This is a genomic window from Aquimarina sp. Aq107 (assembly GCF_943733665.1).
Taxonomy (GTDB): Bacteria; Bacteroidota; Bacteroidia; order Flavobacteriales; family Flavobacteriaceae; genus Aquimarina.
The window spans coordinates 700,488-712,016 of sequence record NZ_OX030782.1; the positions used below are offsets into that span (position 1 = coordinate 700,488).

At 35.1% G+C, this 11,529-nt stretch carries 7 protein-coding genes and 2 tRNA genes; 6 read left to right on the plus strand and 3 right to left on the minus strand.

The genetic code is table 11. The annotated features are described in order from the left end of the window. Window positions 1-2: 2 nt before the first annotated feature. A complete protein-coding gene (folE, locus tag NMK29_RS02675; protein ID WP_108803368.1) occupies window positions 3-680 on the minus strand; it encodes a GTP cyclohydrolase I FolE in 678 nt (225 codons plus the stop codon). Window positions 681-1,048: 368 nt separating this feature from the next. Between folE and NMK29_RS02680 the strand changes: the two genes are divergently transcribed. Both NMK29_RS02680 and NMK29_RS02685 read left to right on the plus strand, forming a co-directional pair. Then, the gene (locus NMK29_RS02680) at window positions 1,049-2,581 is read left to right on the plus strand and encodes a T9SS type B sorting domain-containing protein (protein WP_234424263.1); all 1,533 of its coding nucleotides are present in this window, start codon (window positions 1,049-1,051) and stop codon (window positions 2,579-2,581) included. A gap of 206 nt (window positions 2,582-2,787) precedes the next feature. Then, entirely contained in the window at window positions 2,788-6,513 is a 3,726-nt protein-coding gene (locus NMK29_RS02685) for a T9SS type B sorting domain-containing protein (RefSeq protein ID WP_108803370.1), read from the plus strand. 81 nt (window positions 6,514-6,594) lie between these two features. On the opposite strand, the gene NMK29_RS02690 is transcribed toward NMK29_RS02685, so the two are convergent. Beyond that, complete coding sequence (locus tag NMK29_RS02690; protein WP_108803375.1) at window positions 6,595-8,103, minus strand: OmpP1/FadL family transporter; 1,509 nt, start codon at window positions 8,101-8,103, stop codon at window positions 6,595-6,597. 147 nt (window positions 8,104-8,250) lie between these two features. Then, window positions 8,251-9,321, minus strand: a complete 1,071-nt coding sequence (locus NMK29_RS02695) for a hypothetical protein (RefSeq protein WP_108803377.1) — start codon at window positions 9,319-9,321, stop codon at window positions 8,251-8,253. A 99-nt stretch (window positions 9,322-9,420) separates the two neighbouring features. Between NMK29_RS02695 and proS the strand changes: the two genes are divergently transcribed. From proS to rpsT, 4 genes are all read left to right on the plus strand, one after another. Continuing rightward, a complete protein-coding gene (proS, locus tag NMK29_RS02700; protein WP_108803379.1) occupies window positions 9,421-10,899 on the plus strand; it encodes a proline--tRNA ligase in 1,479 nt (492 codons plus the stop codon). A 79-nt stretch (window positions 10,900-10,978) separates the two neighbouring features. Next, window positions 10,979-11,050 (plus strand) — tRNA-Glu (locus NMK29_RS02705). Between the two features lie 67 nt (window positions 11,051-11,117). Then, window positions 11,118-11,189 (plus strand) — tRNA-Glu (locus tag NMK29_RS02710). 35 nt (window positions 11,190-11,224) lie between these two features. Next, window positions 11,225-11,473 (plus strand): 30S ribosomal protein S20, encoded by a 249-nt coding sequence (rpsT, locus tag NMK29_RS02715; protein ID WP_027392409.1) that lies wholly within the window; start codon window positions 11,225-11,227, stop codon window positions 11,471-11,473. The last annotated feature ends 56 nt before the right edge of the window (window positions 11,474-11,529 follow it).

The following is an 11,529-nucleotide window of genomic DNA, read 5'->3' on the forward strand; positions in this document are numbered from 1 at the left end:
AATTAAAAGGTGGTGTCTAATTTAATGTAGTCTAGAAATTCTCTGCGTACAGCTTGATCTTTAAATTTCCCTCCAAATTCGCTAGTTACTGTGCTGCTTTCGATATCTCTTATTCCTCTGGAATTTACGCATAGATGTTTTGCGTCTATTACACATGCAACATCTTTGGTGTTTAGAACTATCTGAAGATCCTGAACAATTTGCATAGTTAAACGCTCTTGTACTTGAGGGCGTTTTGCATAATAATCGACTATTCGATTCATTTTAGATAATCCTACAACTGTACCGTTAGAAATATATGCTACATGAGCTCTTCCTATAATTGGAAGTAAATGATGTTCGCAAGTAGAATATACTGTAATATTCTTTTCTACTAACATCTCTCCATATTTGTAGTTGTTGTCAAAGGTAGAAGCCTCTGGTTTTCTTTGTGGATGCAAACCAGAAAAAATTTCATTCACAAACATTTTTGCAACTCGTTGGGGGGTTCCTTTAAGACTATCGTCATCAAGGTCTAATCCCAAAGTTTCCATAATATGCTTTACATCTTCTCTGATTAAAGCGATTTTTTCTTTATCACTTAATTTAAATGCATCTTCTCTAAGAGGAGTTGTTGCGCTAGTAGCTACATGATTATCACCTAGCGCTTCAATAGCTTCAAGGGCCTTGTCTATCTTCACAAGTTCAAAATTTTATTATTATCAAATAAAAAGAATTATGAGTAGAAACATCAATAAATTAAATTACTACTTTTTAATCAGTATTATCTATTCAAAATTGAAAGTAAAATTATTTACAATCCCAACGTATTCTTTTTCTAAATTTCTTACAGTTTTCATATTGATTTTCATCAATATATTTAAGTGATTTTTCGAAATCAAATAAAATCAACTATAAACAGGCTGCAAAGATACGATTTTGTCTTTTTACTTAGTGAAAGCTATGTTAACAATTATAAATAATATGATACTTTTATGTGCACTATATATTAAAATTAGTAAATTTAATTCCTACACAAGAAAATAGACGAACCTACGTTATATAAAACATGACAAAATTACTACCTCAAATCTTATTATTGTCTGTACTGTTTTTTTTTAATAGTGCACTAGTAAACGCACAGGACTTTGATGTTGCCTGTAGAAATGCTCAACCATTCTGTTCAGATGCTTCTTTAGAACTAACATTCCCCAATACAATTGGTGATATTGATGGTTTAGGAGAAGTTGGATGTTTAAACACCACCCCAAATCCTTCATGGTACTTTTTGCTTATTGATGAATCCGGAGAACTGGTTTTTGATATAAGACAATGGATGGATACTGATGGAGATAATCGTTTGGATCGTGATGAAAGACAGCTTGATGTTGATTTTATAGCATGGGGGCCTTTTCAAACTTCTTTCATTATTAATTGCGATGATGAGTTGTCAAGAGGGTGTGATCTTAATGGAGATGGAGATAATATTCGGCCAGCGGAATGTGTAAATAATGCTGATGAACCTGATTTTTATATCGATGATGAAGATAATACAAACATTGTAGATTGTAGTTATGCGAGAACATCAGATGATAATTTTATAGAAACATTTACAATACCAAATGCTCAGACAGGAGAGTTTTATATAGTACTAATTACTAATTTTTCTGATGAAGCTGGAGTTATACAGTTAGAGCAGACAAATCTTGGAGAAGATGGAGCAGGAACTACAGATTGTAGTGTTTTAGAACCAGGTATACCTCAGGATAGGATTGCTACATGTGGAGAATTTCCTTTAACAATAGAAGGTAGGTTTCCTGCCAGTACAGGTCCTCCAGCTGTTCCAGCAGCCGAAACTTTTCAATGGTCTAGAGCAGATTTGGGAGATACAAATTTTGTAGATATTCCTGGTGCTACTTTTCCTTTTTATGATAATGTTACTTCTAACGGAATTTATAGATTAAGAGGTTTTGATGCTAGCGGTATAGAAGTGCCAGATTCTCCAGATCAAGTTTCTGTATTAGATGTTTCTCAAATTACATTTCAGGTTGGGTATACTATTACAGAAGAATCGTTTGCTGGTAGTTATATTATTACTGCAGAAATATCTACGGACCCAATCGTTGAGGCTGAAGGATTTACTGATTTTGAATATCGATTAGATAGAGATGTAAATATGGATGGTAATTTTGTAGAATCCAGGCCTTACCAATCTTCGCCAATATTTGAAGGAGTTCCTCCTGGGGATTATCGTATCGTCGCTAGATATGTTAATTGTCCGGATAATGAAAGAACATCGGTAGATATCATGATCTTAGGGTACCCTAAATATTTTACGCCTAATGGAGACGGTTTTCATGAAACTTGGAATTTAATCAATCCAGAAGATCAACCTACTCCCGCATTGGTTTATATATTTGATAGACATGGAAAATTGTTGAAACAATTAAATCCAACTGGAGCTGGATGGGATGGTACTTATAATGGAAATTTAATGCCTTCTTCACAGTATTGGTTTAGGGTAGAGTTTAATGAACAGTCCGATCGTGATCCGAATAGAGGAAGAAGGGTGTTTGCAGGTAGTTTTTCTTTAATTAGATAATTTATGAATAGACTTATTTTTGTAAACTTTTGGATTAAAAAAAGGTTTTTTAAATGTAGTTTATTGAGGTAATAATTTTGATTACTACACTATTCCGGTTTTGTTATATTATTTGTTAGGGTTTCTTGCGGTATGATTGTTTTTATATAAGAAAGCTTTGGATTTAAGAAATAAAGCTATTTTATCATTTATTTTAAAGACTGGTAATGAGTAAAAGAATACCTGTATCGATATTATTTTTATCATTTTTCATTTATACGAATTTTAGTATAGCACAAGGTTCTGTTTGTGCTGATTCCTTAGGAGATGATGGTGCCGATCCCTTTTGTAGTACTACTGGTATTGTTTTTCCGAATTGTAATAGCTCTAATAGTAGCTGTGTAAATAGCTCAGAAATTGGCCCTAATTATGGGTGTTTAACTACGCAACCTTTCCCTGCTTGGTATTATTTACAGATAGATGATACAGGAGCATTGACTTTTCGCATTTCGCAATCTACTAATGAAGATGGGACTGGTACCCAATTGGATGTGGATTTTATATGTTATGGACCTTTTGCCGACCCTGTTTCTCCTTGTACTGCTGAGTTAACAGCGGGTAATACGGTTGATTGTAGTTATTCGCCAGATGCAGTAGAAGCGATGAATATTCCAGCTGCAACTGCTGGAGAGTTTTATCTTGTATTGATTACTAATTTTTCAGAGCAACCAGGTTTTATAAATTTTCAGCAAACTGGTGGTACAGGTTCTACAGACTGTTCTATACTAGAAGCTGCACTAGGGCCTAATCAAGATATTTGTGGTTCAGATCCTGTTGTGTTGGATGGTACATCGGATGGAGCTATCAGATACGAATGGTCTGTTTATAATGAGACTACCATGGTATTTGATATTATTTCGGATGAAATTAGTCCGACATATACAGTTACGACATCAGGAAGATATCAGTTGCTTATTGAAGATGTTGATGGTAATACAGAGGTTGATGAGGTTGTGATTACATTTTATACTCCTCCTATTATTGCAAATACCGCGCAGGATTTATCGGCTTGTGATGATGATGGAAATGGAATTGAAACTTTTGATCTTACTCAGAATACATCTATTATTTTAGGTGCTCAAGATCCAACTGAATTTACGGTGACGTATCACTTTACCCAGGAAGATGCAGAAAATTATACGGGAGCAGCTGGTGATAACATCATTACCGATCCGGATAATTTTGTGAATACTGTAGCAGACCAAGTGATATGGGCTAGGATAGGTGGAACGAATCAAATATGTTTCGAAATAACTTCTTTTATATTGAGGGTGTATGAGAATCCTGTAGCGAATGTTCCTATAGATATAGAATTATGTGATAATGCGCTGGATGGTAATGATACCAACGGTATTGTAGAATTTGATCTTTCTAATATTGCATCGGAAGTTTTGGGAACTCAGAATTCTGCGGATTTCATAGTTTCTTTATATGAATCTCAAGTAGATGCGGATGCTGGTGTTTCCGGGACAGAATTACCTAATAATTATACTAATATAGCTAATCCTCAAACTATATATGTGCGAATTGAAAATGTTTCTGAACAAAGTTGTTATGAGACTACAAGCTTTCAGTTGATAGTTAATCCTCTTCCAGTTGTAGTGCCAGTAGTGTCTTTGCTACAATGCGATGATGACACAGATGGGATTTCGTTATTTAATCTTTCAGAAGCTAATACGCTAATTTCTTCAAATGCTGCTAATGAGTTCTTTTCATACTACCTTACCGAGACTGCAGCAATAAATGCTGATCCTGCAGATCAAATTACTAACTTTACTGCATATCCTAATCCTATTCCGATAAGTAGTACAGTATTTTCAAGGATAGAAACTGATAATGGGTGTTTTAGAACAGCTCAGGTAGATTTAGTAGTATCTGCAACACAGATTCCTGTAGGTTTTGGATTGTCTTATAGAACTTGTGATAATACTGATATAGATAATGATGACGCTAATGGGATTGCTACTTTTGATTTTAGTGATGCTACAAGTCAAGTTACTGCCCTATATCCTCCAGGACAAAATTTAATCATTACGTATTATGAGAATTTAGCGGATGCTTTAGCAGAGGAGAATGCAATAGTAGATCCGGCGAATCATAGAAATGATGCATCGCCTTTTATTCAAAATTTATATGTACGAGTTGATGATGGGACCAATAACGGGTGTCTAGGTTTAGGGCAACATATTCAGTTAGAGGTAGCAGGGTTGCCAGAAAATAATTCAGTAACTGATTTTGTTTTATGTAGTGATGATCCTAATCAAGCAACTTTTGATTTGACAGAAAAAGATGTCGAAGTGATAGGTTTTCAAGCTGGAGCATTGTTAATTAGTTATCATAGGACGCAGAATGAAGCTATAAATAATACAGGACAAATTACAGGTGCGTTTATCAATGAGTCTAACCCGCAAACAATATGGGTGAGAGTGCAATCAGATGATAATAATAATGGAACTGCGGATATTGATGAGTGTTTTAGATCTACAATTTCATTCGATTTAGAAGTACTGCATAATCCAGAATTAATTAATCCTGACCCTATTAATTTATGTAGTGATCAGGTTGATACTTTTTATAACCTAACGCTTAGAGAAGACCAGATTACAGGAGGTGCTACAAATATTGTTTTATCATATTATGAGTCTCAAAACGATGTAGATAACGACAATGTTATTCCTAATCCAGCTTCTTATCTGAACACTACATTAACTAGAGATTTAATAGTTGTGGGTAGAGATACAGATAATAGTTGTTTTTCTAGTATAACATTGCAATTACGGACTATATTGTATGATGATTTTAATTTGTCTCCAACTGCATTGGAAACTTGTGAATCAGATCAAGAAGGTGTGGGGATTTTTGATCTTACTTTGGCGGTACAAGACATTCTTAATTTAAATGATGCAGACATATCTAATGATTTGAGTATTTCTGATTATAATATTGATTATTATGAGTCGATGCAGGATGCTGAATTAGGTAATACTAATATAATTTCGTCTCCTTCAGCATATCAGAACGTGCAAATATTTAATCAAGTGGTTTATGTGCGTGTTGATCCATTAGCGATGGATAATAATTGTTTTAGGGTGATTCCAGTTCAGTTGATTGTAAATGCACTTCCAGACTTTACGTTAGAAGAGGAGTATGTACTTTGTTTAGAAAATGATGGTGTGATTATCAACTTGATTCCAACAGATGTGATCGATACAAGCTTAGATGATACTGTTTATGATTTTCAGTGGTATGTTGGAGCTACAGCAACAACAGGAAATGAGATTCCAGGAGAGATTGGAGCTATTTATAGTCCCACGACTGCGGGTCAGTATGCTGTGTTAGTCACAAATAATAGTACAATGTGTGTTTCGGTAGTAGTAACAACGGTTGTAGAGTCATATCCGCCTCAAATAGAAGATTTTACTGTAGAGTTGCTTTCCGGTGCTTTTTCTGATAATGCTACTATTGAGGTAATGGTGGATTCTGATGCAATAGGGGATTATGAATATAGATTAGATACTGGAGATTGGCAATCTTCTCCGGTGTTTACTAGAGTGACTAGAGGAGAACATTTTGTGTATGTAAGAGATGTTTTTATGTGTGGCGAAATTGAACTTCCAGTAGAATTTGTGGTTGATTACCCAAGGTACTTTACGCCTAACGGAGATGGTTTTCACGAGAGTTGGGGGATTGTAGGGAATGATAATGTTCAGATTAATGGAATTCTAATTTTTAATAGATCAGGAAAACTTTTAAAGGATCTGGGTTCTTTAGGCACATGGGATGGAACTTATAACGGAAATCTGTTACCATCAAGTGAGTATTGGTTTAAAGTGAGATATACAGAAAATGGCATTATGAAAGAATTTAACGCTAGTTTTTCTTTAATAAGATAGAGTATAATATACAGGAAAAACAAAAAAGGAGTTGATGAACATCAACTCCTTTTTTGTTTTTAAAGCGACTTATAATTTTTTTTATAAATTTAAACTTAAGGTGAAAGTTAGGTTGTCTCTGTAGCTTTCTACTGTTGCAAAATTTGTGAAAGATGTATTTGGATAAAATTGTTCAATACGCTCCTGTTCTGAATAGTCATATGCTACATCAAATTTTACTTTCCCGAAGTTATAACCAATACCCATAGAGAGTCCAGTTCTATCTCCCAAAATGAATTCATTTTCATATGGACTTTCTTCATAGCTATAACCACCTCTAAAGCTCCAGTTACCATTTCTTAATTCTCCTCCTATTCTAAGAGTAGAAGCTCCTTGTAAACTATTTTCAATCTGTCTATTTATATCAGAAAAATTCACACCTTCATCAGAGTCAAATTCGGTAGATGAATAATCTTTATATGAATAATCTAAGCTAATTAATCCACGTTTTCCAAAAAGAACCGCAATACTTCCAGTTGCTTTTGCTGGAGTACGTAATTGATATTCTGGAAATATGTTTATTACGTTAGGATCTAAATTAATTCTTCCATTTACTCCATCAGTAATTACTCTTTGTGTTGTTTCTTCTTCGATATAATACCAAGTCGGAGATTCTAATGAAGCGCCTAGTCGAAGCATGTGTGAAACCTTTAGTATTCCTCCTACTTGCGCAGAGAAACCTGCTCCAATAGTTGATAGTCTATTTGTAAAAACAATTTCGTTAACCACACTTCCTGCATTATTATTAAGTTCATCAAACCTTGTAACTTTATCATAATTGATAAAATGAGAGTTAAGATTAACACCAATATAAAATCTATCGTTTATTTGAGCACCTCCATTAATGGTGAATTTTCCATTTAGACCTGTACTTTCGTAATAGTAATCCTGGTCAAAAACTCCTGGAGAAACATTTGAGAAATATGTTGTATTATTAGGGTCTGTAAGGTCATTTGCTTCAATAATAAATGATTCGTGACCTAGAAATGCCTGTTGCGCTCCATAGCCTTCTGTTTCACCCAAAAAGCCATAAAGGTCGTCTGGACTTTCTCCTGCTCTAGGAGTTAATAAATCTAGAGGAATGCCTTGTGCTTCTGCTAGAAAAAAATTATCGATTGAATTATTGCTTCTTCCAAATGCAAACAATTCTTCAGCAAAATCCGTAGTTTGATCATATGCAATACCTAAAGAAACTTTGTTAAGGATTGTTGATTCACTTTGGTTGTTGTATACGAAAACAGCACCAATTTGATTAAAATTAAAGTTAGAAGATGATGTTTCGCTAAAACCATCAAAATAATTAGTATCATTCTGGATATTCGATGATGATAATGTTATAGACCCAGAAGAGCTTAAAAAGACTGCGGATCCTGCAGGATTTATTTGTAGGGCAGATAAATCTCCACCCAAAGCACCAAATGCTCCACTCATCCCTCTGAAACGAGCAGTTCCCAAAATCTCTTGTTGAGAATATCTTACTGCATCTGTAATATCTTGAGCGTTTATGAAGGACAAAGAGAATAGACTAATGAATAAAAATATCTTTTTCATATACGTTGCAATATTTGATTTACTAGCTGTTGTTGGGTAACAGATAGGGATTTAGATAGACATACAATGTTTAGTCAATTGTATGTCTATCTAAATTCAATAAATCTTGTTTTTTGAAAATTTTTAAAGAATTTTTAAAATGAGATTTTAACCTCTTCCTCCACGACTTCTTCCTCCTCCGCGGCTACCACTAGATCTAGATCCGCTACTTCGGCTAGATCCGCTGCTTCTGTATGATCCAGAACTTCTGCTGCTGCTGCTTCTAGATCCAGAATAACTCCTTGTGCCTGAGCTTCTGGAACTTCCTCTGTATGATCTAGTGCTGCTTCTATTAGCGTTGTTTGATCTTGATCGCGAGTACGCGCCATTATTTGATGATCTAGTTCCTCCAGAATATGTAGAGGTTCTTGTTCTTCTATTATTGTTAGCGGAGATTCTTCTTCTATTGTTGTAGCTACTACGGTTATTGTACGAGCGACTTCTTGATCTATTATTGTTATAGTTTCTAGATCTACTATTGTAGGCACTTCTACTTCTGAAGTTACCTGCATATGCATTTCTAAATCCTCGATTTCTAAAACCTCTATTGTATGCGATTCGATTTCTTCCAAATGCACCATATCCATAGTTATAATATGGAGGACACCAAAATCCACCGCCATACCAATATGGATTTCCCCATCCAAATCCAGCATTCCATCCCCAGCCGGCGTTCCATCCAAAACCAGGTCCCCATCCAGCATTCCATCCCCAGGAGTTATATCCCCAGTTATTCCATCCCCAGCCTATTCCAGGGCCCCAGGCATTCCATCCCCAGTTATTCCATCCAGTATTTATTATGTTTACAGAAACTTCATCATAATCACTTCCCCATGCAGGTTGTCCACCTTCATAAGCTAAAGCTACATTTGTCGTATCAGAAGCGTTGTAGTTTTCACTAGAATAAGAATCTATATCAGTGAAAATGGCATCTTGCTCCATAACATTGTCAATCTGAGCAGATTTTTCTGAAAAGTAATTAGAATAATAATTTGAACTAGTTTCGGTTTTGGTAGCGGTTGGTCGTGGTTCATAACTTCTTTGGCTTCTTGCTTCGCCATAAATACCATCATCATAAGATACATACTCATAAGAACCGCAAGATGTCAACATAAGTAGAGAGGCTGCAAGGAAGGTCCCAACAGCTCCATTTTTTTGAAAATAATTTTTAAGTCGCATATCTCCTTATTTTATTGTTGAACAATACAAATTTAGTTAGTTTTGCCCTAACTATTTTTTATTTAACAAAGTCACAACATTTGTGCCAAATAGCAGGTTATGAGCAAAAATCTAACAAAACGTAGTGAAGATTATTCTAAATGGTATAACGAATTAGTCGTAAAGGCTGATTTAGCGGAGAATTCGGCGGTAAGAGGGTGTATGGTAATTAAACCCTATGGGTATGCAATTTGGGAGAAAATGCAAGCGGAATTAGATAGAAAATTTAAGGAAACTGGACATCAAAATGCATATTTTCCTCTTTTTGTTCCTAAAAGTCTGTTTGAAGCAGAAGAAAAAAACGCTGAAGGGTTTGCAAAAGAATGTGCAGTGGTAACTCATTATAGATTAAAAACTGATCCAGAAGATACCTCGAAATTAATAGTTGATCCAAAAGCTAAATTAGAAGAAGAGTTGATTGTTCGACCTACTTCTGAGGCAATTATATGGAATACCTATAAAGGATGGGTCCAATCGTATAGAGATTTACCAATTTTAATAAATCAATGGGCAAATGTTGTTCGATGGGAGATGAGGACTCGTTTGTTTTTAAGAACAGCGGAGTTTTTGTGGCAAGAAGGGCATACGGCTCACGAGACAAGACAAGAAGCAATTGCTGAAACTGATCAAATGAATAATGTATATGCCGATTTCGTTGAGGACTTTATGGCGATTCCGGTAATTAAGGGAAGAAAAACTGAAAGTGAACGTTTTGCAGGAGCTGAAGATACTTATTGTATTGAGGCATTAATGCAGGATGGGAAGGCCTTACAGGCAGGAACTTCACATTTCTTAGGCCAAAATTTTGCCAAGGCTTTTGACGTTAAGTTTACTTCAAAAGAAGGAAAACTTGATTATGTATGGGCTACTTCTTGGGGTGTATCTACTAGATTGATGGGGGCTTTAATTATGACGCATAGTGATGATAATGGATTGGTTTTACCGCCTAATCTTGCTCCAATACAGGTGGTTATCGTTCCAATATATAAAGGAGAGGAACAATTGAATCGAATTTCTGAGGTAGCAAATGAATTAGTTAATGATTTAAGATCTAAAGGTATTTCTGTGAAATTTGATAATAGAGATACGCATAGGCCAGGAGCTAAATTTGCACAATACGAACTTCAAGGAGTTCCGTTAAGAATAGCTATTGGACCTAAAGACCTAGAAAAAGGTACGGTAGAGCTAGCAAGACGAGATACTCTTTCTAAACAATTTGTAGATAAGGATCAGGTTGTAGACACGATTGAGTCTTTATTAAAAGAAATTCAGGAAAGTTTACATCAAAAAGCTACTCAATTTAGGGATGAACATATTACCGAGGTTGCTTCATTTGATGAGTTTAAAGAAGTTTTAGAAAATAAAGGTGGTTTTATATCAGCTCATTGGGATGGAACGGCAGAAACGGAGCAAAAGATTAAAGAACTGACCAAAGCCACTATACGATGTATTCCGTTTGATGCAAAAGAAGAAAATGGTAGTTGTGTATATAGCGGGAACCCCTCTAAAGTAAGGGTGTTATTTGCAAAAGCATATTAATTTTAGAAAAAAATAAAATAACACTTGCGCCATTAAAAAATAGTTGTATTTTTGCATCCGCAATTAGACAAACAACTATGGCCCGTTCGTCTATCGGCTAGGACGCCAGGTTTTCATCCTGGTAAGAGGGGTTCGATTCCCCTACGGGCTACGAATTAAAAAATTAATTGCAAGTTTACAGTGAAAGCTATAAATTTGCAATCCTTGAAAAAGGAAATGGCCCGTTCGTCTATCGGCTAGGACGCCAGGTTTTCATCCTGGTAAGAGGGGTTCGATTCCCCTACGGGCTACGAATTTTATAGTAAAGAAATTTAACAAAGAAAAGATGGCAAATCATAAGTCAGCATTAAAGAGAATTAGAAATAGTGAGACTAAGCGTCTTAGAAATAAATATCAGCACAAAACAACACGTAATGCTATCAAAAAATTACGTGAAGCTGATAAGAAAGAAGCTGAGACTTTGTTTCCTTCTGTAGTTTCTATGATTGATAGATTAGCAAAGCGTAATATCATACATGATAATAAGGCAGCTAATTTAAAGTCAAAACTAGCTAAGCACGTAGCTGCTCTTTAATAAAAAGAGAATTCTTAAAAGATATTAAGCTTCTTCACATCAGTGGAGAGGCTTTT